This window comes from Amycolatopsis sp. NPDC003861 (assembly GCF_053605405.1).
In genome coordinates, this window is record NZ_JBSGJD010000138.1 from 1 (window position 1) to 25,427 (window position 25,427).

The following is a 25,427-nucleotide window of genomic DNA, read 5'->3' on the forward strand; positions in this document are numbered from 1 at the left end:
GTGGTAAGGAGGGTTAGAACCCTCCTTACCACTCACGAGGGGCCGGGGAGGTGCGGACGTTGCGCGTCTGTTCGGCGCGGGCGGCCAGCTCGGCGTCGGGTGGGTAGTCCACGCCCAGGAGGGTGAGGCCGTGCGCGGGGGCGACCGCGCTGTCGCGGATGCCGCTCTCCAGGACCTTCGACGGCCACGCGTCGGTGCGGCGGCCGTCGCCGACCAGGAGGAGCACGCCGACCAGGCTGCGGACCATCGAGTGGCAGAACGCGTCCGCCGAGACGCGGACTTCCAGCAGGTGGTCGTCGACCCGCGCCCACTCCAGGCGCTGTAGCTCGCGGATCGTCGTGCCCGTGTCGCGCTGCTTGCAGTACGCCGCGAAGTCGTGGAGGCCCAGCAGGTCCGTCGCCGCCGCGTTCATCGCGTCCGTCGACAGTGGACGGTTCCAGGCCAGCGTGTCGTGGCGGCGCAGCGGGTCCACGCCCCACGGCGCGTCCGAGACCCGGTAGCGGTAGTGCCGGCGGATCGCCGAGAACCGGGCGTCGAAACCCTCGGGCGCGACCCGGGCGCCCAGCACGCGCACGTCGCCCGGCAGCAGGCGGTTCCAGCGGCCTGTCATGCGCGTCAGGTCCGGGATGCCTTCCGGGGACACCGGGATCCGGCCCGAAGGCGACGAGAGGGGCACCACGTCGACGTGCACCACCTGACCCGTCGCGTGCACACCGGCGTCCGTGCGGCCCGCCACGACGACGGACTTCGGCACCGACGCCCCCGGTGGCTGCTTCTGCAGCGCCTCCTCCAGAAGGCCCTGGACCGTGCGGCGGCCCGGCTGGCGGGCCCAGCCCGAGAAGTCCGTGCCGTCGTAGGAGACGTCCAGGCGCAGACGAACGAGCCCGCCCTCCCCGGGGGGAGTGGCGGGCTCGTCCGGTGTCGAAGCGGCCGTCAGGACGTCAGTCCTTCTTGGCATCCGCGTCGTCCGAAGCCGGAGCCTCGGTCTCCGCGGCGGTGTCCTCAGCCTTGGCCTCCTCGGCGGCGGGCGCCTCGGTGGTCTCTTCGGTCGAGGTCTCCTCGGCAGCAGCCGGGGCGGCGGCCTTCTCGTCCTTCGCGAACTTCGTCTTGCGAGCGCGCTCGGCTTCCGAAGTCACCGTCTTCTCGGCCACCAGCTCGATGACGGCCATGGCGGCGTTGTCGCCCTTGCGCGGCATCGTCTTGGTGATCCGGGTGTAGCCACCCGCACGCTCCGCGAAGTGCGGACCGATCTCGGCGAACAGCTTGTGCAGGACGTCCTTGTCACGGACGACCTTCTGCACCTGACGACGGTTGTGCAGGTCGCCCCGCTTCGCCTTGGTGATCAGCTTCTCGGCCAGCGGGCGGACCCGGCGGGCCTTCGCCTCGGTGGTCGTGATCTTGCCGTGCTCGAACAGCTGCGTGGCCAAGTTGGCCAGGATCAGCCGCTCGTGCGCGGACGACCCGCCGAGCCGGGCTCCCTTGGTAGGGGTGGGCATTGGTTCTCCTAGTTCAGCTCACAGCGTCCAGGCACACGGCCTCAGAGCTGCTCGGTCTCTGCGTAGTCCTGGCCATCGTCGTGGCCGTCCGAAATCCCGTCGGCGATGCCACCGACACCCTCCGACCAGCCTTCGCCGTCGTAGCTGGCGGCCGCCGCGGTCGGGTCGAACCCGGGCGGGCTATCCTTCAGCGCGAGGCCGAGACCGACGAGCTTGAGCTTGACCTCGTCGATCGACTTGGCGCCGAAGTTGCGGATGTCGAGCAGGTCCGCCTCGCTGCGCGAGACGAGCTCGCCCACCGTGTGGATGCCCTCGCGCTTGAGGCAGTTGTACGACCGGACGGTGAGGTCCAGGTCCTCGATCGGCATCGCGTAGGCGGCGATGGTGTCCGCCTCCTGCGGCGACGGGCCGATCTCGATGCCCTCGGCGTCGACGTTCAGCTCGCGGGCGAGACCGAACAGCTCCACCAGCGTCTTGCCGGCCGACGCGACCGCGTCACGCGGCGTGATCGACGGCTTGGTCTCGACGTCCAGGATCAGCTTGTCGAAGTCGGTGCGCTGCTCGACACGGGTGGCCTCGACCTTGTAGGTCACCTTGAGCACCGGCGAGTAGATCGAGTCGACCGGGATCCGGCCGATCTCCGCGCCCGCCTGCTTGTTCTGCAGGGCCGGAACGTAACCGCGGCCGCGCTCGACGACGAGCTCGATCTCGAGCTTGCCCTTGCCGTTCAGCGACGCGATGTGCAGATCCGGGTTGTGCACGGTGACACCCGCCGGCGGCACGATGTCGGCCGCCGTGACCTCACCCGGGCCCTGCTTGCGCAGGTACATGGTGACCGGCTCGTCCTCTTCCGAGGACACCACGAGCTCCTTGAGGTTCAGGATGATGTCGGTGACGTCTTCCTTCACCCCGGGAACGGTGGTGAATTCGTGCAGCACGCCGTCGATGCGGATGCTCGTCACGGCCGCGCCCGGGATGGACGACAGCAGCGTGCGACGCAGCGAGTTGCCGAGCGTGTAGCCGAAGCCGGGCTCCAGCGGTTCGATGGTGAACCGGGAGCGGGTCTCGTTGACCGTCTCTTCGCCGAGAGCCGGCCGCTGGGAAATCAGCATTTCTTCCTAGTTCCTTTCCAGACGACGCCCGCCATATGACGTCGAAGGGATGGCGCGGCGGCGGCGCACTGTGGGCGCCGCCGCCCTGCGTCCGACGGTGCCGGACTACTTCGAGTAGAGCTCGACGATCAGCTGTTCCTGAACCGGAACGTCGATCTGCGCACGCTCCGGGAGCTGGTGGACCAGCACGCGGAGGTTGGACTGGACGACCTGCAGCCACGCCGGGATCGGGCGGTCGCCGAAGGACTCCTTCGCCGCCACGAACGGCAGCATGCCCATGGACTTCGGCCGCACGTCGATGATGTCCCACTTGGTGACCTGGAACGACGGGACGTTCACCTTCTGGCCGTTGACCAGGAAGTGGCCGTGGCTCACCAGCTGACGCGCCTGACGGCGGGTGCGGGCGATGCCGGCGCGGTAGATCACGTTGTCCAGGCGGGACTCGAGGATCTGCAGCAGGTTCTCACCGGTCTTGCCGGGACGCCGGACGGCTTCCTTGTAGTACCGGACGAACTGACGCTCGAGAACGCCGTAGGTGTAGCGAGCCTTCTGCTTCTCCTGCGACTGCAGGAGGTACTCGGACTCCTTGATGCGCCCGCGGCCGTGCTGGCCCGGCGGGTAGGGGCGACGCTCGAAAGCCTGGTCGCCGCCGATGAGGTCAACCTTGAGGCGACGCGAAATACGCGTCGCGGGGCCGGTGTAACGAGCCATTTCTTCTTACTCCTCCCCGTTCCTCAGACCCGGCGCCGCTTGGGCGGGCGGCAGCCGTTGTGAGGCTGCGGGGTCACGTCCTGGATGGTGCCGACCTCGAGGCCGGCCGCCTGCAGCGAGCGGATCGCCGTCTCGCGGCCCGAACCCGGGCCCTTCACGAAGACGTCGACCTTCTTCATGCCGTGCTCGGCGGCCTTGCGGGCAGCGTTCTCGGCGGCCATCTGCGCGGCGAACGGGGTGGACTTGCGGGAGCCCTTGAAGCCCACGTGCCCACTCGACGCCCACGCGATCACGGCACCGGTCGGGTCCGTGATCGAGACGATGGTGTTGTTGAAGGTGCTCTTGATGTGCGCGTGACCGTGCGCGACATTCTTCTTTTCCTTGCGGCGGACCTTCTTGGCCCCGGCCGCAGTACGAGACTTCGGTGGCATGTTCTGAGGGTTCTCCTGTTAGCGCGCGTTCTCTTGGTGAGCGGCGACCGCTTCGGCCTGGCCGCGCCGGATGATCGAACCGGCGTCGGTGTACAGGTTGCGGAGCGCCATCGGGCGGGCGTAGAGCGCCTTGGGCGAGACACAAGCCGAGCCGCGGCGCTGAACGCCACCCATCTGCACGACCTTCTTGCCCTGGACGCTCACTTCTTGCCAGCCTTCTTCTTGCCGGCGACCGTCTTCTTCGGACCCTTGCGGGTGCGGGCGTTCGTCTTGGTGCGCTGACCACGGACGGGAAGTCCGCGGCGCCAGCGAAGGCCCTCGTAGCACCCGATCTCGATCTTCCGACGGATGTCGGCGTTCACCTCACGGCGAAGGTCACCCTCGACCTTGAAGTTCTCTTCGATGTACGTACGCAGCTTCGCGAGGTCGTCATCGCTGAGGTCCTTGACGCGGGTGTCCGCGTTGAGCTCGGCAGCCTTGATGAGCTGCTTCGAGCGGGTACGGCCGATGCCGTAGATGTAGGTAAGCGCGATCTCCAACCGCTTTTCGCGGGGGAGGTCTACGCCAGCGAGTCGTGCCATTGGCGCTGATGCTCCTTCTTCGGTTTCTTCTTCAGGTCTGCTCCCCGTCCGGTTCCGGGACCGACTCGCCTGTCGTGCCCTCGGCTTGCGCCTCGGGTGTCCCAGCCCCGGCCTGAAGCCCGGGGGTGAACCGGACCACTCGCGTGGCCCGGCAGGTGCGGGGAGGTTGTGTAGCCGTCAATCCACTCTGGTCGAGTGCTGTGATCAGCCCTGCCGCTGCTTGTGCCGCAGGTTCTCGCAGATCACCATGATCCGGCCGTGACGGCGGATCACCTTGCACTTGTCGCAGATCTTCTTGACGCTCGGCTGGACCTTCACGTCTTCTGCTCCTGCTTGTTAGCTGCTCTTCGTGATCACTTGTAGCGGTAGACGATGCGACCACGAGAGAGGTCGTAGGGCGAAAGCTCCACGACAACCCTGTCCTCCGGCAGGATGCGGATGTAGTGCTGCCGCATCTTGCCGCTGATGTGAGCCAGGACCTTGTGACCGTTCTCCAACTCGACGCGGAACATCGCGTTGGGGAGCGGCTCGACTACGCGGCCTTCGACCTCGATGGCCCCGTCTTTCTTCGCCATGTCCTCCGCATTTCCCTGTCGGTATCGTCTGTCGCCACACCTGATCAACTCGAGCACTAGTGCTGGGTCGGGTGTTGCGTGGCACACTGGTGCCCGGCTCCCTAGACCGTGAATTCACGAGCGCGCAGGATCCGGGCGCGATAAGTGCGCCGACTTGACAGTGTACGCAGGTCGTGTCGCGACCCCCAAACCGGGGGTGACCATGGTAGGTGAACGGGCGACAGCGGTCGTGAGTGGTAAAGCGGGTTAGAACACGCCTTACCACTCACGAGGGCGTTTGCGCAGGTCAGGCGTCTCCCGGGGCCGTCAGCACCCAGGGACCGTCTTCGGTGATGGCGACGGTGTGCTCCCAGTGGGCCGCGCGGGAGCCGTCGGCCGTGACGACCGTCCAGCCGTCGTCCAGCTCGCGGGTCTCGCCGCCGCCGCCGGTGAGCATCGGCTCGATGGCCAGGGCCATGCCGGGCTTGAGCCGGGGGCCCTTGCCGGGCTTGCCGACGTTCGGCAGGAACGGGTCCATGTGCATCTGGCGGCCGATGCCGTGACCGCCGTACTCGACGATCATCCCGTACTCGATGCCGTCGTCGCGGCCCGCGCGCTCGGCGGCGGACTGGACGGCGTGGGAGATGTCGGTGAGCCGGCCGCCGGCGCTGACCGCCTCGATGCCGGCCCACATCGCCGCCTCGGTCGCCGCGGACAGCGCCAGGTCGGCGTCGGAGACCTTGCCGATGGCCAGCGTGACGGCGGAGTCGCCGTGCCAGCCGTCGAGGATGGCGCCGCAGTCGACGGAGATGATGTCGCCGTCGGCCAGCACCTGGGTCTTCGCCGGGATGCCGTGCACGATCTGCTCGTTCACCGACGCGCAGATCGACGCCGGGAACCCGTGGTAGCCCTTGAACGACGGCACCGCGCCGGCGTCCCGGATCGTCTGCTCGGCCAGCTCGTCGAGCTCGGCCGTGCTGACACCGGGCTTCGCCGCGGCGCGGACCGCCGCGAGCGTGCGGGCGACGACGAGGCCCGCGGCCCGCATCGCCTGCAGCTCGTCCGGGGTCTTGACTTCGATCATGCGCCCACGGCGGAGCACTTGCAGAACACGCAATCCTCCGAGGTTCACGTGCGGTCGCGCAGCGCTTTCAGCACCCGGCCGGAGATCTCCTCGACGCTGCCGACACCGTCGACGGTCACCAGGATGTCGGCGTAGTACTCCAGCAGCGGCGCGGTGTCCGACACGTAGATCTGCTGACGGCGGCGGATGACCTCTTCGGTGTCGTCCGCGCGGCCGCGCGACATGAGCCGCGCGACGACGACGTCCTCCGGCACCTGCAGCTGGATCACGGCGTCGAGCGTGACGTCCGCGTCGCCCAGGATCTCGCCGAGGACCTCGGCCTGCTTGGTGTTGCGGGGGAAGCCGTCGAGCAGGAAGCCGGCCTTGGCATCCGGCTCGGCGAGCCGCTCGCGGACCATTTCGTTGGTCACCGAGTCGGGCACGAGCTCGCCCGAGTCCAGGTAGCGCTTCGCCTCCTGGCCGAGCGGGGTCTCCTGGCCGACGTGGGCGCGGAACAGGTCACCGGTCGAGATGTGCGGGATGCGCAGCTGCTCGGACAGGGCCACCGCCTGCGTGCCCTTGCCCGCACCGGGCGGGCCGACGAGAACCAGGCGCGTCACTTCAAGAACCCTTCGTAGTTGCGCTGCATCAGCTGGCTTTCGATCTGCTTCACGGTGTCGAGGCCGACACCGACCATGATCAGCACAGCCGTGCCACCGAACGGGAAGTTCTGGTTGTTCCCGCTACCGGTCACCGACAGGAAGAAGTTCGGGAGGATCGCGATGATGCCCAGGTACAGCGAGCCCGGCAGAGTGATCCGGCCCAGCACGAAGCTGAGGTACTCGGCGGTCGGGCGGCCGGGGCGGATGCCCGGGATGAAGCCACCGAACTTCTTCATCTCTTCCGCACGCTCGTCCACGTTGAACGTGATCGTGATGTAGAAGTACGTGAAGAAGATGATCAGCGCGAAGTACAGCAGGATGTGCACCCAGCTGGACTGGTTCACGATGTAGTTCTTGATGAACACCTGCCAGCCGGAGTTGGCGTTCTGGTCGCCGACGAGGCGGCTGATCAGGTCCGGCAGGTACAGCAGGGACGACGCGAAGATGACCGGGATGACGCCGGCCTGGTTCACCTTGATCGGCAGGTAGGTCGACGTGCCGCCGTACATCCGGCGGCCGATCATGCGCTTGGCGTACTGCACCGGGATCCGGCGCTGGCCCTGTTCGACGAAGATGACGCTGGCGATGATCACCAGGCCGAAGGCGCAGACGACGGCCAGGCCGAGGCCACCGGCGTTGCTGAGGATGTTGCCGCCCTCGACCGGGATGCGCGCGGCGATGTTCAGGAAGATCAGGACGGACATGCCGTTGCCGACGCCGCGCTCGGTGATCAGCTCGCCCAGCCACATCATGACGGCGGTGCCCGCGGTCATGGTGATGACGATGATCGCCAGCGAGTAGACGCTGTTGTCCGGGATGATCGGCTGGTCGCAGTCCGGGAAGAGCTGCTTGCGGTCCGCGAGCGCGACCACCCCGGTGGCCTGCAGGATCGCCAGCGCGATCGTCAGGTACCGGGTGTACTGGGTCAGCTTGCCCTGGCCGGACTGCCCTTCCTTCTTCAGCTCCTCGAACCGCGGGATGACCACGGTGAGCAGCTGGATGATGATGCTCGCCGTGATGTACGGCATGATGCCGGTCGAGAAGAGCGACAGCTGCAGCAGCGCACCACCGCTGAACAGGTTCAGCAGCTGGTAGACGCCCTCCTGCTGCGCCTGGGAGCTACAAGCCTGTACGGCACCGTACGAGATGCCGGGCGCCGGAATGGTCGCACCGATTCGGTAAACCGCGACGATGGCTAGCGTGAACAGGATCTTCTTGCGTAGATCCGGCGTCGCGAGAGCCGAGCGGAAGGCGCTGAGCACGCGGGGGACCTCCTCGGCGTCGTCGGCTGTCCTAACCGACGATCGGCTTGGCCGGCACGGGGCCGGCGGGAACACACAGCACTACTGGCACGCAAGCCAGGAACGCTTCGGGGCACACTCGTCCCGAAGCGTGTCGCCGACTCTAACAGCTTCACAGGGCGTGTCCGCAGTCCGTGTGCGTTTTCCGTACCAAGGTTGCTCCGGCGGGTTGATCCACATCGCCGTCTTGGCGGTATTCCTTGACAGATGATGGATCAGGCGTTCGACGTCGCGAGCACGCCGGCCAGCCCGACGAGCACCACCCCGGTGGCCCGGTCGACGCCCCGCCGGGGCAGCTTGACCGTCTTCACCGCGGCGCCGGCGACGACGTAGACCGAGCCGGCCAGGAACTCGGCCAGCAGGTAGCCCGCGCCGAGCAGCGCGATCTGCGTCGAGAAGGGACCGTGACCTGCGTCGATGAACTGCGGGACGAAGGCGGTGAAGATCAGGATCGCCTTCGGGTTGGTGATCGCGACCCCGAACTCCTTGCGGGTGACGCGCCAGGCCGTAGTGGGGGTTTTGGGCAACTCGTCCGGGGTGTTTTTGCCCCGGAAGGTGGACCAGAGCAGGCGGACGCCGAGGTAGAGCAGGTAGGCGGCGCCGGCCCACTTGATGATCGTCAGAGCGGTCTCGGAGGCGGCCAGGAGCTGCCCGAGCCCGGCCGCGACGGCGGCGATCAGCAGGGTGAAGGCGGCCAGCCGGCCCCCCAGGCCGGCGAGGCCGTGGCGAACACCGTGCGTCATGCCGTGGTGGAGGCCGAGCAGGTTGTTCGCCCCTGGCGTAAGGGCGACGAGCACGGAGGCGCCGAAGAAGACCCACACGTGTTCACCGTAGCGGCGGTTCGTCCGGCTCGTCCGGCTCGTCCGGGGGCAGCACGGTGATCGCGACCCCGGAGGGCGGCGTCGGGGTGTCGGCGTAGGCGACGGCGGGATCGGCCCAGGCGGGGTCCCGGAGGTGGCCGAGGAGGGGCAGGTGCGCCACGACCGCCGCGGCGGCGGCCGTCACGGCGGCCAGGGCCAGCAGCCACATGCCGGGTCCGGTGGTGACCTCCAGGTCCATCTCTTCCCCGGCGATGGCGGCCAGCTCGAACCGGAACATCGCAACGGTGGTGACGACCCCCGCGGCGAACACCGCACCGGCCGACAGCAGCCACCGGGTCAGGCCGCGCCCGGGCCGGGAGAAGGCCGCGAACGCCGCCGCGGCCAGGAGAACGATCGCGACGATGACGGGGATGCCGACGGGCACCCCGGGACGGTCGGTGGGTTCCTGGCCGGAGACTTCGATGCGGTTGCCCCAGGCGGTCTCGGTGATGGTCAGCTGGGCGTCGCCGAAGCCCTGGCGGAAGGAGAGCTCCTGGAGCATCCGGAAGAGCGGCAGGAAGCACCCTCCGACGGCCAGAAGGGCGGCGAGGGCCGCGAGGACCGCCGGGAGGTGCCGGGGCAGCCGGGAGGCGGGCGGCTCGGGAGCGGGGGCTTGGGCGGGCGCGGGGGCAGGCGGTGGGGGCGCGGCGACGGTGGGGAGCTCGGCGACCGGGAAGGGTAGTTGGCCGGGCGGAGTGGGGGGTGGGAAGAGCGGTGGCTCGGTGTGGTGTGCGGCCGCCGCGGGGAAGGCGAGGGGCTCCGCAGGCGGGGTTACCGGCGCATCCGCCGGGAACAGCGGCGGCTCGGTGCGCGGTGCGGCCGCCGCAGGGAAGGTGAGCGGGTCGCCCTGCCGCGGCCGTTCGGCCGCCGCCTCCGACGGGAACGCCAGCGGATCCGCGGGCGGGGTCACCGGCGTATCCGCCGGGAACAGCGGTGGCTCGGTGCGCGGTGCGGCCGCCGCGGGGAACGCCAGCGGATCGCCCTGCCGCGGCGCTGTGGCCCCCTCAGAGAGGGCCGGCGGTGGTGCGGCCGCCGCCTCCGCGGGGAAGGCCAGGGGGTCGTCCTGCCTCGGCACTGCGGCCTCCCCCGGAGCGCCTTCCGGTGCTCCGGCTCCCGGCTCGACCCCGGCGAGCTTGGGCGCCTCGACCGGGAAGCTCAGCGGGGAATCCGCCGCGCCGGCCGGGTGCGGGGGCTCTTGTGCGGGTCTGTCCACCCCTGTGATCCTCCGCCCGGATCCGGCTTCCGGCAAGGAAGTCCGGGAACGCCGAAGGCCCGCCCGGCGCGAGCCGGACGGGCCTTCAAACGAGCAGCCTCAGTGAGACTTATTCAGCCGTCGGCCGCCGCATGACATCCGAGCTGACCGGCGGTCTGCGCGGGGGGCACGGCGGCCTAACCAGAATAAGCCTCAGTTGGTGGTGGCGGAGCCACCGGCCGCTTCGAGCTTCTCCTTGGCGGAGCCGGAGAACGCGTCGGCGGTGACGTTCAGCTTGACGCCGTTCACGTCGCCGTTGCCGAGGACCTTCACCAGCTTGCCCTTGCGGACCAGACCGCCCTTGACCAGCTCGTCAGCGCCGATGGTGCCGCCGTCCGGGAAGACGCGGGCGATGTCGCCCACGTTCACCGGCTGGTACTCGGTGCGGAAGCGGTTCTTGAAGCCGCGGAGCTTCGGGAGCCGCATCTGGATGGGCATCTGCCCACCCTCGAACCGGGCCGGCACGTTCTTCCGGGCCTTGGTGCCCTTCGTACCGCGACCGGCCGTCTTGCCCTTCGAACCCTCACCACGGCCCACGCGGATCTTGTCGCGCTTGGCGCCCGGAGCCGGACGCAGGTGGTGGATCTTGATGGCCGTCATGCCTTGACCTCCTCGACCTCCACCAGGTGGCGGACGGTGTGGATCAGGCCGCGCACCTGGGGGGTGTCTTCACGCACGACGCTCTGGCGGATCTTGCGCAGCCCGAGGGTGCGCAGCGACTCGCGGTGAGCGTGCTTCGTGCCGATCTTGCTCTTGACCTGGGTGACCTTGAGCTGAGCCATGTCAGACCCCCTGGCCCGCGCGCTGGCGCAGCATCCGGGCCGGCGCGACGTCCTCGAGCGGGAGACCGCGGCGGGCCGCGACCTCTTCGGGACGCTGCAGGCCCTTCAGGGCCGCCACGGTCGCGTGCACGATGTTGATCGCGTTGTCGGAGCCGAGCGACTTCGACAGCACGTCGTGGACACCCGCGCACTCCAGCACGGCGCGCACCGGGCCACCGGCGATGACGCCGGTACCGGCGGAAGCCGGGCGGAGCAGCACCACACCGGCGGCTTCCTCACCCTGGATCGGGTGCGGAATGGTGCCGCCGACGCGCGGGACGCGGAAGAAGTTCTTCTTCGCTTCCTCGACGCCCTTGGCGATGGCCGCGGGAACTTCCTTGGCCTTGCCGTAGCCGACGCCGACCTGACCGTCGCCGTCGCCGACGACCACCAGGGCGGTGAAGCTGAAGCGACGACCACCCTTGACGACCTTGGCGACGCGGTTGATCGTCACGACCTTCTCGAGGTGCGGGGTCTTGTCCTGGGCCGCCCCGCCACGGCCGCTGTCGCGCCGGTCGCGGCGGTCGCGACGGTCACCGCGGTCGTTGCCGCCCTGCCCGCCGGGTCCACCCTGGCCGCCGCCGAATTGCCGTGTACGTCCCGGCATCAGGCTTTCCTTCCGTTAACAAGCTTCTGCATCGTCAGAACTCCAACCCCGCCTCACGGGCGGCGTCGGCGAGCGCGGCGATGCGGCCGTGGTAGGCGTTGCCCCCACGGTCGAACACCACAGCCGAGATCCCGGCGTTCTTGGCCCGCGCGGCGACGAGTTCCCCGACCTTGGCGGCCTTGGCCTTCTTGTCGCCGTCGACCGACCGGACGTCCGCCTCGAGGGTGGACGCCGACACCAGCGTGTGGCCGGCCAGGTCGTCGATCACCTGCACGGCGATGTGCCGCGAGGACCGCTTGACGACCAGGCGCGGACGCTGGTCCGTGCCCGAGACCTTCTTGCGGAGCCGGAAGTGCCGACGGGCCTTCGCGACGCGGCGGCGGGTCGAGATGTCCTTGCCCACCGGCTTGCGCTTCGTAGTCGTGTCGCTCATGATCACTTACCCGTCTTTCCGACCTTGCGGCGGATCTTCTCACCCTCGTAGCGCAGGCCCTTGCCCTTGTACGGGTCCGGGCGACGCAGCTTGCGGATGACGGCCGAGATCTGGCCGACCTTCTGCTTGTCGATGCCCGAGACCGAGAACCGGGTCGGGGTCTCCACCTTGAAGGTGATGCCCTCCGGGGCCTCGATCTTGACCGGGTGCGAGTAGCCGAGGGCGAACTCGAGGTCCGCGCCCTTGGCCTGCACGCGGTAACCCACGCCGTGGATTTCCATCTTCTTCTCGTAGCCGGCGGTGACGCCGACGACGAGGTTGTTCACCAGCGTGCGGGTGAGCCCGTGCAGCGCCTTGGAGGTGCGCTCGTCGTCCGGGCGCTTCACCAGCAGCGTGCCGTCTTCGTCGCGCTCGACGGTGATCGGCTCGGCGACGGTGTGCTCGAGGGTGCCCTTGGGCCCCTTGACCTTGATCAGCTGACCGTCGATGGTCACCTCGACCCCGGAAGGGACGGCGACCGGCAGCTTTCCGATGCGTGACATGCCTGTTCCCCTTCCCTTACCAGACGTAGGCGAGGACTTCGCCGCCCACGCTGTTGCGCTTGGCCTGCCGGTCCGTCTGCAGGCCACCGGACGTCGAAATGATCGCGATGCCCAGGCCGCCGAGGACCGACGGCAGTTCGGTGGACTTTGCGTAGACCCGCAGACCGGGCTTGGAGACGCGCCGCAGGCCGGCGATGCTCCGCTCACGGTTGGGGCCGTACTTGAGCTCGACGACGAGGTTCTTGTGCTTCTCGCCCGGCTCGTCGTGGTAACCCGCGATGTAGCCCTCGCGCTTGAGGATCTCGGCGATGTTCGCCTTGAGCTTCGAGTGCGGGAGCTTGACCTCGTCGTGGTACGCCGAGTTCGCGTTGCGCAGACGCGTCAAGAAGTCTGCGATGGGGTCGGTCATCGTCATGGTGACCTGTCAACCTTTCTCGCCTGGTTCCCCGCCCGCCGGAGCGGGCGGGGCCTGTGGCGAATCTGGAGTTAAAAAGAAGCTCTTACCAGCTGGACTTGCGGACGCCGGGCAGCTCGCCCGCGTGCGCCATCTCGCGAAGGCAGATCCGGCAGAGCCCGAACTTGCGGAACACGGCGTGCGGACGGCCGCACCGCTGGCAGCGGGTGTAGGCGCGCACGGCGAACTTCGGCTTCTTCGCGGCCTTGTGGACCAGTGCTTTCTTGGCCATCGGCTCAGTTCTCCTTGAACGGGAAGCCGAGCTTGCGCAGCAGCGCCCGGCCCTCGTCGTCGTTCGTGGCGGTCGTGACGACGGTGACGTCCATGCCGCGCGGGCGGTCGATGGAGTCGGGGTCGATCTCGTGGAACATCGACTGCTCGTTGAGACCGAACGTGTAGTTGCCGTGGCCGTCGAACTGCTTCGGCGAAAGCCCGCGGAAGTCGCGGATACGCGGCAGCGCGATGGTCAGCAGCCGGTCGAGGAACTCCCACATCCGGTCGCCGCGCAGCGTGACGCGCGCGCCGATCGGCTGGCCCTCGCGCAGCTTGAACTGCGCGATGGACTTGCGGGCCTTCCGGACCTCCGGCTTCTGGCCGGTGATCAGGGCGAGGTCCTTGACCGCGCCCTCGATCAGCTTGCTGTCGCGGGCGGCGTCGCCGACGCCCATGTTCACGACGACCTTCGTCACGCCCGGGATCTGGTGGACGTTGGCGAAGGAGAACTCGGCCTGCAGCTGGCCCTTGATTTCCTCGCGGTACCGCACCTTGAGGCGCGGCGAGGTCTTCTCAGCGGTGGTCATCAGATGTCCTTACCGTTCCGGCGCGAGATCCGGACCTTCTTGCCGTCCTCGCCGATGCGGTAACCCACCCGGGCCGGCTTGCCGTCCGAGTCGACGACCATCACGTTCGAGACGTGGATGGGCGCCTCCTGCGTGACGATGCCACCGGACTGCGCGCCGCGCTGGGTCTGGCTGATCCGCGTGTGCTTCTTGATCCGGTTCACGCCTTCGACCAGCACGCGCTCGCGCTCGGGGTAAGCCTGGATGACCTTGCCCTTGGCGCCCTTGTCCTTGCCGGCGATGACGACGACCGTGTCGCCCTTCTTCACCTTCATCACAGCACCTCCGGCGCGAGCGAAATGATCTTCATGAACTTTCGGTCGCGCAGCTCGCGGCCCACCGGGCCGAAGATGCGGGTGCCGCGGGGCTCGTTGTCGTTCTTGATGAGCACGGCGGCGTTCTCGTCGAACCGGATGTAGGAACCGTCCGGACGACGGCGCTCCTTGACCGTGCGGACGATGACGGCCTTGACGACGTCGCCCTTCTTCACCCCGGCGGCCGGGATGGCGTCCTTCACGGTGGCGACGATGATGTCGCCGATGCCGGCGTAGCGCCGCCCGGAGCCACCGAGAACGCGGATGCAGAGGATTTCCTTCGCACCCGTGTTGTCGGCTACCCGAAGCCGCGACTCCTGCTGGATCACGTCTACTCCTGTATGTCGCGCCGGTTCTCGCCCAGGACGGGCGAGCCTTGCGGAACTAAGAACTCCGAAGAGCCCTGCTTACTTGGCCTTCTCCACGATCTGCACCAGGCGCCACCGCTTCGATGCCGACAGCGGGCGGGTCTCCATCAGGGTGACCCGGTCGCCCACGCCCGCCTCGTTGTTCTCGTCGTGCACCTTCACCTTGGAGGTGGTGCGGACGACCTTCGAGTAACGGGGGTGCTTCTTGCGGTCCTCGAGCTCGACCACGATCGTCTTGTTCATCTTGTCCGAGACGACGTAGCCCTCGCGGACCTTGCGGTCGTTCCGGGCCGGCGTCTCGGTGGTGGGCTCGCTCATGCGGCACCTTCACTCTCGGCGTCGGGGGCAACGGACAGGCCGAGTTCGCGCTCGCGCATGACCGTGTAGATCCGCGCGATGTCCGTGCGGACGGTGCGCAGACGGCGGTTGTTGTCGAGCTGCCCGGTCGCCATCTGGAAGCGGAGGTTGAAGAGCTCCTCCTTGTATTCCTTCAGACGCAGGACGAGCTCTTCCGCGGTGAGCTCACGCAGCTCCGATGCCTGAGCGGCACCTGCGTTAGCCATCAGAACTCACCACCTTCACGGGTCACGATGCGGCACTTCATGGGCAGCTTGTGGATCGCGCGGCGCAGCGCCTCGCGAGCCGTCTCCTCGTTCGGGAACGAGATCTCGAACATCACGCGGCCCGGCTTCACGTTGGCGATCCACCACTCGGGCGAACCCTTACCGGAACCCATCCGGGTTTCGGCCGGCTTCTTGGTCAGCGGGCGGTCCGGGTAGATGGTCGTCCACACCTTGCCACCACGCTTGATGTGACGGGTCATGGCGATACGAGCGGACTCGATCTGCCGGTTCGTCACGTAGCTGTGCTCAAGCGCCTGGATGCCGTACTCGCCGAAGCTGACCTTCGTGCCACCCTTGGCGGCGCCGTGGCGCTTCGGGGAGTGCTGCTTCCGGTGCTTGACCCTGCGCGGGATGAGCACGTCTCAGCCCTCCGTCTTTTCTGCGGTCTCGGTGGCCGGGGCCGCCGGGGCCTCGGTCGTGGCGGCAGCGGCCGCACGACCGGCTTCGGTCGAGGTGGCGGTCGTGCCCGAGGCGCCGGAACGACGCGGGCGGGACGGCCGGTCGCTACGGTCGCGGTCGCGACGCGGCGCGCGCTCGGCGGCGTCGCGGGCTTCGCGGGCCTTCAGGCCACCGACGAGCTCACCCTTGTAGATCCACACCTTGACGCCGATGCGACCGAACGTCGTCTTGGCCTCGAAGAAGCCGTAGTCGATGTCGGCGCGCAGCGTGTGCAGCGGGACGCGGCCGTCGCGGTAGTGCTCGGAGCGGGACATCTCGGCGCCGCCGAGACGACCGCCGCACTGCACGCGGATGCCCTTGACCTGCGGCGAGCGCATGGAGGTCTGGATCGCCTTCCGCATCGCGCGGCGGAACGCCACGCGGTTGGAGAGCTGCTCCGCGACCGCCTGGGCGACCAGCTGGGCGTCGGCCTCGGGGTTCTTGACCTCGAGGATGTTCAGCTGGACCTGCTTCTTGGTCAGCTTCTCCAGCGCGCCGCGGATCCGGTCGGCCTCCGCGCCGCGGCGGCCGATGACGATGCCCGGCCGGGCGGTGTGGATGTCCACGCGGACGCGGTCACGGGTGCGCTCGATCTCGACCTTGGAGATGCCCGCGCGCTCCATGCCGGTGGCGAGGAGCTTGCGGATCTTGACGTCCTCGGCCACGTACTCGGCGTACTGCTTGTCGGCGTACCAGCGCGACTTCCAGTCCGTGGTGATACCCAGGCGGAAACCGTGCGGGTTGATCTTCTGGCCCACTACCGGCCACCTGCCTTCTTCTTGCTCTGAGCCTTCTGCGCGACGGCCGGACGCGACTCCACCTCGACGGTGATGTGGCTGGTCCGCTTGCGGATCCGGTACGCGCGGCCCTGGGCCCGCGGGCGGATGCGCTTGAGGGTGGGGCCCTCGTCGGCGTACGCGTTCTTGACCCAGAGCGTCTCCGGGTCCAGCTGAAGGTTGTTCTCGGCGTTGGCCACGGCGCTGGCGAGCACCTTCGCGACCGGCTCGCTGGCCGCCTGCGGGGCGAACCGGAGCACGGCCAAGGCGTCGGCGGCGCTACGTCCCTTGATGAGCTCGATCACCCGGCGCACCTTGGTCGGCGAGTCCCGGACGAAGCGAGCCCGCGCGTACGCCGTAGGCAGTTCAGCCTCGGTCGTCGCGTCGTTCTGGGCGTTCATCGCTACTTCCCTTGTCTTTTCTCGTGCCCGCTCAGCGGCGGCGCGACTTGCGGTCGTCCTTGATGTGGCCCTTGAAGGTCCGCGTCGGGGCGAATTCCCCCAGCTTGTGACCCACCATCGCCTCGGTGACGAACACCGGGACGTGCTTGCGGCCGTCGTGCACCGCGATCGTGTGTCCCAGGAAGTCCGGGATGATCGTCGAGCGGCGCGACCAGGTCTTGATGACCGTCTTCTTGCCCGATTCGTTCAGCGCGTCCACCTTCTTGAGCAGGTGGTCGTCCACGAACGGGCCCTTCTTAAGGCTGCGTGGCATGTGCTTCTACCTCCCTGCTCAGCGCTTCTTGCCGGTACGCCGGCGGCGGACGATGAGGGCGTCGGACGCCTTGCGGCGACGCGTGCGGCCCTCGGGCTTACCGTTCGGGTTGACCGGGTGGCGACCACCGGAGGTCTTGCCCTCACCACCACCGTGCGGGTGGTCGACCGGGTTCATGACGACACCACGGACCGTCGGGCGCTTGCCGCGCCAGCGGTTGCGGCCCGCCTTGCCCCAGTTGATGTTGGCGTGCTCGGAGTTGCCGACCTCGCCGACCGTGGCGCGGTTGCGCACGTCCACGTTGCGGATCTCGCCCGAGGGGAGACGCAGCTGGGCGTACGGCCCGTCCTTGGCGACGAGCTGCACCTTCGCGCCCGCGGACCGCGCCATCTTCGCGCCGCCGCCGGGGCGGAGCTCGATCGCGTGGATCACGGTGCCGACCGGGATGTTGCGCAGCGGCAGGTTGTTGCCCGGCTTGATGTCGGCCCGGGGGCCGTTCTCGACGGTGTCGCCCTGCTTCAGCTTCTCCGGCGCGATGATGTAGCGCTTCTCGCCGTCGGCGTAGTGCAGCAGCGCGATGCGAGCGGACCGGTTGGGGTCGTACTCGATGTGCGCGACCTTGGCGGGGATGCCGTCCTTGTCATTGCGACGGAAGTCGATGACGCGGTAGGCGCGCTTGTGGCCGCCACCCTTGTGCCGGGTGGTGATCTTGCCGGACGAGTTGCGACCGCCCGAACCGCTCAGCGGACGAAGCAGCGACTTCTCCGGGGTGGAGCGGGTGATCTCGGCGAAGTCCGAGACGCTCGAACCGCGACGACCCGGGGTCGTCGGCTTGTACTTGCGGATGCCCATTGTCAGCTCAGTCCTTTACGCGGTGGGTCCGCCGAAGATCTCGATCGCCTTGCTCTCGGGCGAAAGAGTCACGATGGCGCGCTTGGTGTCCTTGCGCTTGCCGAAGCCGGCGCGAGTCCGCTTCCGCTTGCCCTGGCGGTTGGCCGTGTTGACGCTGACCACCTTGACGCCGAACACCTTCTCGACCGCGATCTTGATCTGGGTCTTGTTGGCGTCCGGGCGGACGATGAACGTGTACTTGTGGTCCTCGAGCAGCCCGTAGGACTTCTCGGAGATGACCGGCGCGAGCAGGATGTCGCGGGGGTCCGGAATGGCGACCGAACTCACTTCTCGTCACTCCCTTCCGTGACCTCGCCCGACCGCGCGGAAGCCTTGACGGTCTTACCGCGGACGGGGCCGGCGACGAACGCGTCGTACGCGGCCTTGGTGAACACGACGTCGTCGTTGACCAGTACGTCGTAGGTGTTGAGCTGGTCGGCCCAGAGCAGGTGCACCTCGGGCAGGTTCCGCAGGGAAACCCAGCTCAGCTCGTCGGCCCGGTCCAGCACCACGAGAACGCGCTTCGCGGCCGTGACGGCGGCGAGGACGGTCTTGGCGGCCTTGGTCGACGGCTTCTCGCCGGTCACCAGCTCGGTGACGACGTGCAGCTGGCCGGCGCGGGCCCGGTCGGAGAGGGCGCCACGCAGGGCGGCGGCCTTCATCTTCTTCGGGGTCCGCTGGGTGTAGTCACGCGGCGTGGGGCCGTGGACGACGCCACCGCCGGCGAACTGCGGCGCGCGGGTCGAACCCTGGCGGGCACGGCCGGTGCCCTTCTGGCGGTACGGCTTCTTGCCGCCACCGCGAACCTCACCACGGGTCTTCGTGTCGTGCGTGCCCTGGCGCGCGGCGGCCTGCTGGGCCACCACGACCTGGTGCATCAGCGCGACATTGGCCTGCACGTCGAAGATCTCCGCGGGGAGATCGACCGTGCCGTCGGCTTTACCGGCCGGGGTCTTCAGCTCGACGCTTGTCATTCGGAGTTACCACCCTTCGCGGCGCTGCGCACGAACAGCAGGCCGCCCTTGGGACCGGGCACAGCGCCCTTGATCAGCAGCAGGCCGTCCTCGGCACGCACGGCGTGCACGGTCAGGTTCTGCGTGGTGACCCGGTCGTTGCCCATCCGGCCCGCCATGCGCAGGCCCTTGAAGACGCGGCCGGGGGTGGCGCAGCCACCGATCGAACCCGGCTTGCGGTGCACGGCCTGGGCACCGTGGCTCGCGCCCTGGCCCTTGAAACCGTGGCGCTTCATGACACCCGCGTAGCCCTTGCCCTTGCTGGTCCCGGTCACGTCGACCTCGACGCCGGCGGCGAACACCTCGGCGGTGATCTCCTGGCCGACCTCGTAGGTCTCGGCGTCGGTGGTGCGCAGCTCGGCGAGGAACCGGCGCGGGGTCACGCCCGCCTTGTCGAAGTGGCCGGTGCGCGGCTTGTTCACCTTGCGCGGGTCGACCGCGCCGAACGCCAGCTGCACGGCCGCGTAGCCGTCCTTGTCCTGGGTCCGAACCTGGGTGACCACGTTCGGACCGGCCTTGACGACGGTGACCGGGACAACCCGGTTCTGCTCGTCGAAGACCTGGGTCATGCCGAGCTTGGTGCCCAGGATGCCCTTCATCTGCCTGTCAGACATGTGAGTCTCTTATCTCCGCCGCTCGCCCAACGCTTACTGGATGTTGACGTCGACGCTCGCCGGCAGGTCGATGCGCATGAGCGCGTCGACCGTCTTCGGCGTCGGGTCGAGGATGTCGATCAGACGCTTGTGCGTGCGCATCTCGAAGTGCTCGCGCGAGTCCTTGTACTTGTGCGGCGAGCGGATGACGCAATAAACGTTCTTCTCGGTGGGCAGCGGCACCGGCCCGACAACCCGGGCGCCGGTGCGCGTGACCGTCTCCACGATCTTGCGCGCCGAGGTGTCGATCGCCTCGTGGTCGTAGGCCTTGAGCCGGATGCGGATCTTCTGTCCCGCCATGGTGGCTGCTCGTTCCTTGTCGTCTCGTGCCGCTATCTCACAAAACCCCGCCGGGTGTCCCCACCCTGGCCGGGTTTCCGCAGTTCAACGGCCCTGTCCCCGGTCCACGCGGTCGGGCGTGTCGCGCCCGACGCACAGACGGATCCCGCGGGATCGTCGTCTTGCCTGGTCTTCCTCAACGTGAGGAGGCTATGAGCCGGCTGGACCGTCTCACCGCCCTTGCCCGCTCGCCTCACCCGAAGGAAAGAGCTCCGCGGACCGTGGCCACTCGCACCGAGGCGGCCGGACCCCAAAGGGATCGGCCGCCCCAGGACGAGCAACCAAAATAGTGTCGCACACGTGAGTTGACGCCCTGCACCCGGGGGTGTATTACCCGGGCGCAGGGCGCCTACGTCACTTGTTGATCTTGGTGACCTGGCCCGCGCCGACGGTCCGGCCACCCTCGCGGATGGCGAAGCGCAGACCCTCGTCCATCGCGACCGGCTGGATCAGCTGGACCGAGATGTCGGTGTTGTCACCCGGCATGACCATCTCGGTGCCCTCGGGGAGGGTCACGACGCCGGTCACGTCGGTGGTGCGGAAGTAGAACTGCGGGCGGTAGTTGTTGAAGAACGGGGTGTGACGGCCACCCTCGTCCTTCGACAGGATGTAGACCCGGCCCTCGAAGTCGGTGTGCGGGGTGGTGGTGCCCGGCTTCACGACGACCTGGCCGCGCTCGACGTCCTCGCGCTTGATACCGCGGACCAGCAGGCCGACGTTGTCGCCCGCCTGGCCCGAGTCGAGCAGCTTGCGGAACATCTCGACACCGGTGACGGTGGTCTTGGTCGACTTCTCGCGGATACCCACGATCTCGACCTCTTCGTTGACGTTGATCTGGCCGCGCTCGACGCGACCGGTCACCACGGTGCCACGACCGGTGATGGTGAAGACGTCCTCGATCGGCATCAGGAACGGCTTGTCGAGCTCACGCACCGGGTCCGGCACGTTGTCGTCGACGGCGCTCATCAGCTCGAGAACGGCCTCGGACCACTTCTCGTCGCCCTCGAGGGCCTTCAGGCCGGAAACGCGCACGACCGGCGCGTCGTCGCCCGGGAACTCCTGCGAGGACAGCAGCTCGCGGACCTCCAGCTCGACGAGCTCGAGGATCTCCTCGTCGTCGACCATGTCGGCCTTGTTCAGCGCGACCACGATGTAGGGCACGCCGACCTGGCGGGCGAGCAGCACGTGCTCACGGGTCTGCGGCATCGGGCCGTCGGTGGCGGCCACGACCAGGATCGCGCCGTCCATCTGGGCGGCACCGGTGATCATGTTCTTGATGTAGTCCGCGTGACCGGGGGCGTCCACGTGCGCGTAGTGACGCTTCTCGGTCTGGTACTCGACGTGCGAGATGTTGATCGTGATGCCGCGCTGCTTCTCTTCCGGCGCGTTGTCGATCTGGTCGAACGCCCGCGACTCGTTCAGCTCCGGGTACTTGTCGTGCAGCACCTTGGTGATGGCCGCGGTCAGAGTCGTCTTGCCGTGGTCAACGTGACCGATGGTGCCGATGTTGACGTGCGGCTTGGTCCGCTCGAATTTCGCCTTCGCCACTGGAATGTCCTCCTGGACTGATTTCGCTTTGTGCTCACGGGGCGGCGTGGCTGCCGCCCCGTGATTGTTCCTTCGTCGGTGCTGCGGACGTTCAGGAGAGTCCCTTAATGCCCGCGAGCGCTGGGGGAACTACTCCCCCGTCGCCTTCGCGATGATTTCCTTCGCGACGTTCGCGGGAACCTCGGCGTAGGAGTCGAACACCATGGAGTAGTTCGCCCGGCCCTGGGTGCGGGACCGCAGGTCGCCGACGTAGCCGAACATCTCCGACAGCGGGACCAGTGCCTTCACGACACGGGTACCGGACCGCTCCTCCATGGCCTGGATCTGACCACGGCGGGAGTTGAGGTCACCGATGACGTCGCCCATGTAGTCCTCGGGCGTGGTCACCTCGACCGCCATCATCGGCTCCAGGATCACCGGGCCGGCCTTCTTCGCGGCTTCCTTCATCGCCATGGAACCGGCGATCTTGAACGCCATCTCCGAAGAGTCGACCTCGTGGTACGCACCATCCAACAGGGTGAACTTCAACCCGACGAGCGGGTAGCCGGCCAGGACGCCGTACTGCATCGCGTCCTGCGCGCCCGCGTCCACCGACGGGATGTACTCCCGCGGCACGCGGCCACCGGTCACCTTGTTGTCGAACTCGTAGAGCGCGCCGTCGGTGCGCTCGAGCGGCTCCAGCTTCACGATGACCTTCGCGAACTGGCCGGAACCACCGGTCTGCTTCTTGTGGACGTAGTCGAGCTTGTCGACCGTCTTCTTGATCGTCTCACGGTAGGCGACCTGCGGCTTGCCGATGTTCGCCTCGACCTTGTAGTCGGACTTCATCCGGTTCACCAGCACCTCGAGGTGCAGCTCGCCCATGCCCGCGATGATCGTCTGGCCGGTGTCCTCGTCCAGCTTGACCTGGAACGTCGGGTCCTCTTCGGCCAGCTTCTGGATCGCCAGGGACAGCTTCTCCTGGTCGGCCTTCGTCTTCGGTTCGATCGCGACCCGGATGACCGGCTCGGGGAACGTCATCGACTCCAGCACGATCGGGTTCTGCGGGTCCGCCAGGGTGTCACCCGTGGTGGTGTCCTTCAGCCCGATGACCGCGTAGATGTGGCCGACCTGGGCGTCGTCGACCGGGTTCTCCTTGTTGGAGTGCATCTGGAAGATCTTCCCGATGCGCTCCTTGCGCTCCTTGGTCGCGTTGATGACCTGCGCGCCGGAAGCGACCTTGCCCGAGTACACCCGGATGTAGGTCAGCTTGCCGAAGAACGGGTGCGCGGCGATCTTGAACGCGAGCGCGGCGAACGGCTCGTCGACCGACGCCTTGCGGGTCGCCGGGGTCTCACCGTCGGGGAGCAGGCCCTCGACGGCCGGGACGTCCAGCGGCGACGGCAGGTAGTCGATCACCGCGTCGAGCATGGGCTGCACGCCCTTGTTCTTGAACGCGGAGCCGGCCAGGACCGGGAACGCCGAGCGGGTGATGACGATCTTGCGGATGCCCGCCTTGATCTCCGCCTCGGACAGTTCCTCGCCCTCGAGGAACTTCTCCATCAGGGCGTCGTCGGTCTCGGCGACGGTCTCGACCAGCTTCTCGCGGTACTCCGCGGCCCGGTCGGCCAGGTCGGCCGGGATGTCCTCGACGGTGTAGTCCTCGCCCTTCTGCACCTCGCCGCGCCAGACCAGGGCCTTCATGCGGACCAGGTCGACGACGCCTTCGAAGTCGTTCTCGGCGCCGATGGGCAGCTGGATCGCCAGCGGCTTGACGCCGAGGCGCTCCTCGATGGTGCGCAGGGTGTAGTAGTAGTCCGCACCCAGCTTGTCCATCTTGTTGACGAAGCAGATGCGCGGGACGTCGTACTTGTCCGCCTGCCGCCAGACCTGCTCGGACTGCGGCTCGACACCTTCCTTGCCGTCGAAGACGGCGACCGCGCCGTCGAGCACCCGCAGGTTGCGCTCCACCTCGACGGTGAAGTCGACGTGCCCGGGGGTGTCGATCAGGTTGATCTGGTGGTCGTCCCAGAAGGTGGTGGTGGCAGCCGAGGTGATGGTGATACCCCGCTTCTGCTCCTCCTCCATCCAGTCCATGGTGGCGGCGCCGTCGTGGACTTCACCGATCTTGTAGTTGACCCCGGTGTAGAACAGGATCCGCTCGGTGGTCGTCGTCTTGCCGGCGTCGATGTGGGCCATGATGCCGATGTTGCGGACCTTGTTCAGGTCGGTCAGCACTTCACGTGCCACGAGAGTGTTCCCCTGTTCTCAAGCTTGGGGCCCGGCATGGCTTGGTCGACAGCCGGGCGGTCATCACCAGCGGTAGTGCGCGAAGGCCCGGTTGGACTCGGCCATCTTGTGCGTGTCTTCGCGACGCTTCACGGAGGCACCGAGGCCGTTGGAAGCGTCCAGCAGTTCGTTCTGCAGGCGCTCGATCATCGTCTTCTCGCGGCGGGCCTGCGAGAAGGAGACCAGCCAGCGCAGGGCCAGCGTGGTGGAGCGGCCCGGCTTGACCTCGATCGGCACCTGGTAGGTGGCACCACCGACGCGGCGGCTCTTCACCTCGATGGTGGGCTTCACGTTGTCGAGGGCGCGCTTCAGCGTGACGACCGGGTCGGTGCCGGTCTTCTCGCGAGCGCCTTCGAGCGCGCCGTACACGATGCGCTCGGCCAGGGACCGCTTCCCGTCCTTCAGCACCTTGTTCACCAGCTGGGTGACCAGCGGGGAGGCGTAGACGGGGTCGGAGATCAGCGGCCGCTTCGGGGCCGGACCCTTGCGGGGCATTAGCTCTTCTCCTTCTTCGCGCCGTACCGGCTGCGCGCCTGCTTGCGGTTCTTGACACCCTGGGTGTCGAGCGAACCGCGGATGATCTTGTAACGGACACCCGGAAGGTCCTTCACACGACCACCGCGCACGAGCACCATCGAGTGCTCCTGCAGGTTGTGGCCCTCACCGGGGATGTAGGCGGTGACCTCGATGCCGCTGGTCAGCTTCACACGCGCGACCTTGCGCAGCGCCGAGTTCGGCTTCTTGGGGGTCGTGGTGTACACGCGGGTGCACACGCCACGCCGCTGCGGGCTCCCCTTGAGGGCCGCCGTCTTCTGCTTGGCAGCCTTGTCCTGGCGGCCCTTGCGGACCAGCTGCTGGATCGTGGGCAATGGACCAGCTTCCTGTCGTGATCTGCTTCTTCGTGTCTTCACCGGCCCCCGCGGTCGGGCGTGTCGGCCCGCGTCACGGTCTCGCGACCGGTAACTTCCCGGAGGGATTTCCGTCGGAACCCCGACCTGCCGAAGCCGGTGACCGGGTGCCGAAGCACCCCGCCCATGCGCACGGCACGCGGAGCGGCCCGACGCATGCCGGGCACGGTCTCCAAAGATACCCGCCCGGGTCCGGGAGGAGCGCGGCGGGGGGTCTGTAGGTCGACGAACCTCCAGCGTACCTCTCAACGCCCCGGCGCTGCGGGACATTCCCACGCCTCGGGTCGCGGGGCGATCATTCCCGCGGGCGTTGGGGCGGAGGCATTCCTGCGGCGGGATGACCGCAGCCGCGACTCGGTGCGGTCAGGGTGGGTAACGCCGCAGGGAGGGGAGAGATTCCCCGGGCCGGCGGGGGTTTCGGCGGGCGGGCCGGGTGGCGGGTGGTTTGTGGGGCGGAGCTGCCGGGGCGGGGTGGCGGCCGCGGCGGGATGGCTGCCTCGGCGCGGGGCGCCGGTGGGTGTGGTGCGGCCGGGCTGCGCGGCTGCCGAACCGATTCGCGGCGCCGAGGCCGCGCGGGCGGCTTGGTCGCCGGGGAGGCTGCCGAGCCGGCGCGCAAGCGGGGCGGCGCAGGCAGGCAACGCCTCTGACGCCGACCCGCGCCCCGCGACCCGGCAGACGGCAGACGGCAACCGACAGCGCGAGCCGACCAACAGCATCACCACACGCGAACCGCCGGCCGGCAACGCAACCCGGCCAACGACGTCACCAGACCTCCCCCGCCCCTCATCCCAGCTATCTCTTCAGTCGGCGGCCGGGTGTGTCAAGGCACGCTTTCCCGCCTTGACACACCCGGCC

At 68.2% G+C, this 25,427-nt stretch carries 39 protein-coding genes; all 39 read right to left on the reverse strand.

What is annotated here, in order from left to right; all coding sequences use genetic code 11:
* Positions 1-25 precede the first annotated feature (25 nt).
* Positions 26-958 (reverse strand): tRNA pseudouridine(38-40) synthase TruA, encoded by a 933-nt coding sequence (gene truA, locus ACWEVN_RS29265; RefSeq protein ID WP_452053451.1) that lies wholly within the window; start codon positions 956-958, stop codon positions 26-28.
* The gene (rplQ, locus tag ACWEVN_RS29270; protein ID WP_310967669.1) at positions 942-1,496 is read right to left on the reverse strand and encodes a 50S ribosomal protein L17; all 555 of its coding nucleotides are present in this window, start codon (positions 1,494-1,496) and stop codon (positions 942-944) included. The genes truA and rplQ overlap by 17 nt, the downstream gene beginning before the upstream one ends.
* A 41-nt stretch (positions 1,497-1,537) precedes the next feature.
* Positions 1,538-2,608 carry a DNA-directed RNA polymerase subunit alpha gene (locus ACWEVN_RS29275; RefSeq protein ID WP_004558887.1) on the reverse strand — a complete coding sequence of 357 codons (1,071 nt, stop codon included), beginning with the start codon at positions 2,606-2,608 and terminating at the stop codon, positions 1,538-1,540.
* Between the two features lie 105 nt (positions 2,609-2,713).
* Positions 2,714-3,319: a 30S ribosomal protein S4 gene (rpsD, locus tag ACWEVN_RS29280; protein WP_043781959.1), complete on the reverse strand. Its 606-nt coding sequence runs from the start codon at positions 3,317-3,319 to the stop codon at positions 2,714-2,716.
* Between the two features lie 23 nt (positions 3,320-3,342).
* The gene (rpsK, locus tag ACWEVN_RS29285; protein ID WP_004558885.1) at positions 3,343-3,750 is read right to left on the reverse strand and encodes a 30S ribosomal protein S11; all 408 of its coding nucleotides are present in this window, start codon (positions 3,748-3,750) and stop codon (positions 3,343-3,345) included.
* 18 nt (positions 3,751-3,768) lie between these two features.
* Positions 3,769-3,954, reverse strand: a complete 186-nt coding sequence (locus ACWEVN_RS29290) for a hypothetical protein (RefSeq protein ID WP_013222623.1) — start codon at positions 3,952-3,954, stop codon at positions 3,769-3,771.
* On the reverse strand, positions 3,951-4,331 hold the full coding sequence (gene rpsM, locus ACWEVN_RS29295) for a 30S ribosomal protein S13 (RefSeq protein ID WP_004558883.1): 381 nt from the start codon (positions 4,329-4,331) through the stop codon (positions 3,951-3,953). The genes ACWEVN_RS29290 and rpsM overlap by 4 nt, the downstream gene beginning before the upstream one ends.
* A gap of 204 nt (positions 4,332-4,535) precedes the next feature.
* Complete coding sequence (rpmJ, locus tag ACWEVN_RS29300) at positions 4,536-4,649, reverse strand: 50S ribosomal protein L36 (RefSeq protein ID WP_004558882.1); 114 nt, start codon at positions 4,647-4,649, stop codon at positions 4,536-4,538.
* A gap of 35 nt (positions 4,650-4,684) precedes the next feature.
* A complete protein-coding gene (gene infA, locus ACWEVN_RS29305) occupies positions 4,685-4,906 on the reverse strand; it encodes a translation initiation factor IF-1 (protein ID WP_004558881.1) in 222 nt (73 codons plus the stop codon).
* Positions 4,907-5,192: 286 nt separating this feature from the next.
* A complete protein-coding gene (map, locus tag ACWEVN_RS29310) occupies positions 5,193-5,969 on the reverse strand; it encodes a type I methionyl aminopeptidase (RefSeq protein WP_449686327.1) in 777 nt (258 codons plus the stop codon).
* A 44-nt stretch (positions 5,970-6,013) separates the two neighbouring features.
* Positions 6,014-6,568: an adenylate kinase gene (locus ACWEVN_RS29315; RefSeq protein WP_449686328.1), complete on the reverse strand. Its 555-nt coding sequence runs from the start codon at positions 6,566-6,568 to the stop codon at positions 6,014-6,016.
* Entirely contained in the window at positions 6,565-7,872 is a 1,308-nt protein-coding gene (gene secY, locus ACWEVN_RS29320; protein WP_449686329.1) for a preprotein translocase subunit SecY, read from the reverse strand. The genes ACWEVN_RS29315 and secY overlap by 4 nt, the downstream gene beginning before the upstream one ends.
* 254 nt (positions 7,873-8,126) lie before the next feature.
* On the reverse strand, positions 8,127-8,732 hold the full coding sequence (locus tag ACWEVN_RS29325; RefSeq protein ID WP_449686330.1) for a LysE family translocator: 606 nt from the start codon (positions 8,730-8,732) through the stop codon (positions 8,127-8,129).
* A gap of 4 nt (positions 8,733-8,736) precedes the next feature.
* Positions 8,737-9,984, reverse strand: coding sequence for a hypothetical protein (locus ACWEVN_RS29330; RefSeq protein ID WP_452053452.1), 1,248 nt, complete (start codon positions 9,982-9,984; stop codon positions 8,737-8,739).
* A 192-nt stretch (positions 9,985-10,176) separates the two neighbouring features.
* Positions 10,177-10,623 carry a 50S ribosomal protein L15 gene (gene rplO, locus ACWEVN_RS29335; protein WP_086842934.1) on the reverse strand — a complete coding sequence of 149 codons (447 nt, stop codon included), beginning with the start codon at positions 10,621-10,623 and terminating at the stop codon, positions 10,177-10,179.
* A complete protein-coding gene (gene rpmD, locus ACWEVN_RS29340; protein WP_033291195.1) occupies positions 10,620-10,805 on the reverse strand; it encodes a 50S ribosomal protein L30 in 186 nt (61 codons plus the stop codon). Before rpmD ends, rplO begins: the two co-directional genes overlap by 4 nt.
* A 1-nt stretch (position 10,806) precedes the next feature.
* Positions 10,807-11,451, reverse strand: a complete 645-nt coding sequence (gene rpsE / locus ACWEVN_RS29345; RefSeq protein ID WP_004558874.1) for a 30S ribosomal protein S5 — start codon at positions 11,449-11,451, stop codon at positions 10,807-10,809.
* A 34-nt stretch (positions 11,452-11,485) separates the two neighbouring features.
* Positions 11,486-11,884: a 50S ribosomal protein L18 gene (rplR, locus tag ACWEVN_RS29350; RefSeq protein ID WP_449686332.1), complete on the reverse strand. Its 399-nt coding sequence runs from the start codon at positions 11,882-11,884 to the stop codon at positions 11,486-11,488.
* 2 nt (positions 11,885-11,886) lie between these two features.
* Positions 11,887-12,426: a 50S ribosomal protein L6 gene (gene rplF / locus ACWEVN_RS29355; protein WP_004558872.1), complete on the reverse strand. Its 540-nt coding sequence runs from the start codon at positions 12,424-12,426 to the stop codon at positions 11,887-11,889.
* Between the two features lie 16 nt (positions 12,427-12,442).
* Positions 12,443-12,841, reverse strand: a complete 399-nt coding sequence (gene rpsH, locus ACWEVN_RS29360; protein ID WP_004558871.1) for a 30S ribosomal protein S8 — start codon at positions 12,839-12,841, stop codon at positions 12,443-12,445.
* 85 nt (positions 12,842-12,926) lie between these two features.
* The gene (locus ACWEVN_RS29365) at positions 12,927-13,112 is read right to left on the reverse strand and encodes a type Z 30S ribosomal protein S14 (RefSeq protein WP_004558870.1); all 186 of its coding nucleotides are present in this window, start codon (positions 13,110-13,112) and stop codon (positions 12,927-12,929) included.
* A gap of 4 nt (positions 13,113-13,116) precedes the next feature.
* Positions 13,117-13,680 (reverse strand): 50S ribosomal protein L5, encoded by a 564-nt coding sequence (rplE, locus tag ACWEVN_RS29370; RefSeq protein WP_013222611.1) that lies wholly within the window; start codon positions 13,678-13,680, stop codon positions 13,117-13,119.
* Complete coding sequence (gene rplX, locus ACWEVN_RS29375; protein WP_013222610.1) at positions 13,680-13,994, reverse strand: 50S ribosomal protein L24; 315 nt, start codon at positions 13,992-13,994, stop codon at positions 13,680-13,682. Before rplX ends, rplE begins: the two co-directional genes overlap by 1 nt.
* Positions 13,994-14,362 (reverse strand): 50S ribosomal protein L14, encoded by a 369-nt coding sequence (rplN, locus tag ACWEVN_RS29380; protein WP_004558867.1) that lies wholly within the window; start codon positions 14,360-14,362, stop codon positions 13,994-13,996. The genes rplX and rplN overlap by 1 nt, the downstream gene beginning before the upstream one ends.
* Positions 14,363-14,440: 78 nt before the next feature.
* Positions 14,441-14,719 carry a 30S ribosomal protein S17 gene (rpsQ, locus tag ACWEVN_RS29385; protein WP_004558866.1) on the reverse strand — a complete coding sequence of 93 codons (279 nt, stop codon included), beginning with the start codon at positions 14,717-14,719 and terminating at the stop codon, positions 14,441-14,443.
* A complete protein-coding gene (gene rpmC / locus ACWEVN_RS29390; RefSeq protein WP_013222608.1) occupies positions 14,716-14,964 on the reverse strand; it encodes a 50S ribosomal protein L29 in 249 nt (82 codons plus the stop codon). Before rpmC ends, rpsQ begins: the two co-directional genes overlap by 4 nt.
* On the reverse strand, positions 14,964-15,383 hold the full coding sequence (rplP, locus tag ACWEVN_RS29395; RefSeq protein WP_004558864.1) for a 50S ribosomal protein L16: 420 nt from the start codon (positions 15,381-15,383) through the stop codon (positions 14,964-14,966). Before rplP ends, rpmC begins: the two co-directional genes overlap by 1 nt.
* Before the next feature lie 3 nt (positions 15,384-15,386).
* Positions 15,387-16,220 carry a 30S ribosomal protein S3 gene (gene rpsC / locus ACWEVN_RS29400; protein ID WP_072474761.1) on the reverse strand — a complete coding sequence of 278 codons (834 nt, stop codon included), beginning with the start codon at positions 16,218-16,220 and terminating at the stop codon, positions 15,387-15,389.
* The gene (gene rplV / locus ACWEVN_RS29405) at positions 16,220-16,639 is read right to left on the reverse strand and encodes a 50S ribosomal protein L22 (protein WP_013222606.1); all 420 of its coding nucleotides are present in this window, start codon (positions 16,637-16,639) and stop codon (positions 16,220-16,222) included. Before rplV ends, rpsC begins: the two co-directional genes overlap by 1 nt.
* A gap of 31 nt (positions 16,640-16,670) precedes the next feature.
* On the reverse strand, positions 16,671-16,952 hold the full coding sequence (rpsS, locus tag ACWEVN_RS29410; RefSeq protein ID WP_003102083.1) for a 30S ribosomal protein S19: 282 nt from the start codon (positions 16,950-16,952) through the stop codon (positions 16,671-16,673).
* Between the two features lie 18 nt (positions 16,953-16,970).
* Positions 16,971-17,804, reverse strand: a complete 834-nt coding sequence (gene rplB / locus ACWEVN_RS29415; RefSeq protein WP_310967696.1) for a 50S ribosomal protein L2 — start codon at positions 17,802-17,804, stop codon at positions 16,971-16,973.
* A gap of 15 nt (positions 17,805-17,819) precedes the next feature.
* A complete protein-coding gene (gene rplW / locus ACWEVN_RS29420; protein WP_003102087.1) occupies positions 17,820-18,131 on the reverse strand; it encodes a 50S ribosomal protein L23 in 312 nt (103 codons plus the stop codon).
* Positions 18,128-18,817 (reverse strand): 50S ribosomal protein L4, encoded by a 690-nt coding sequence (gene rplD / locus ACWEVN_RS29425; protein WP_310967699.1) that lies wholly within the window; start codon positions 18,815-18,817, stop codon positions 18,128-18,130. Before rplD ends, rplW begins: the two co-directional genes overlap by 4 nt.
* The gene (gene rplC, locus ACWEVN_RS29430; RefSeq protein ID WP_003102093.1) at positions 18,814-19,470 is read right to left on the reverse strand and encodes a 50S ribosomal protein L3; all 657 of its coding nucleotides are present in this window, start codon (positions 19,468-19,470) and stop codon (positions 18,814-18,816) included. The genes rplD and rplC overlap by 4 nt, the downstream gene beginning before the upstream one ends.
* Positions 19,471-19,503: 33 nt before the next feature.
* The gene (gene rpsJ / locus ACWEVN_RS29435) at positions 19,504-19,809 is read right to left on the reverse strand and encodes a 30S ribosomal protein S10 (RefSeq protein WP_003102098.1); all 306 of its coding nucleotides are present in this window, start codon (positions 19,807-19,809) and stop codon (positions 19,504-19,506) included.
* A 393-nt stretch (positions 19,810-20,202) separates the two neighbouring features.
* Entirely contained in the window at positions 20,203-21,396 is a 1,194-nt protein-coding gene (gene tuf, locus ACWEVN_RS29440; protein WP_086842945.1) for an elongation factor Tu, read from the reverse strand.
* 129 nt (positions 21,397-21,525) lie between these two features.
* A complete protein-coding gene (gene fusA / locus ACWEVN_RS29445; protein ID WP_449686334.1) occupies positions 21,526-23,625 on the reverse strand; it encodes an elongation factor G in 2,100 nt (699 codons plus the stop codon).
* A 63-nt stretch (positions 23,626-23,688) separates the two neighbouring features.
* Complete coding sequence (gene rpsG / locus ACWEVN_RS29450) at positions 23,689-24,159, reverse strand: 30S ribosomal protein S7 (RefSeq protein WP_003102106.1); 471 nt, start codon at positions 24,157-24,159, stop codon at positions 23,689-23,691.
* On the reverse strand, positions 24,159-24,533 hold the full coding sequence (gene rpsL / locus ACWEVN_RS29455) for a 30S ribosomal protein S12 (RefSeq protein WP_003102113.1): 375 nt from the start codon (positions 24,531-24,533) through the stop codon (positions 24,159-24,161). The genes rpsG and rpsL overlap by 1 nt, the downstream gene beginning before the upstream one ends.
* Between the last annotated feature and the right edge of the window lie 894 nt (positions 24,534-25,427).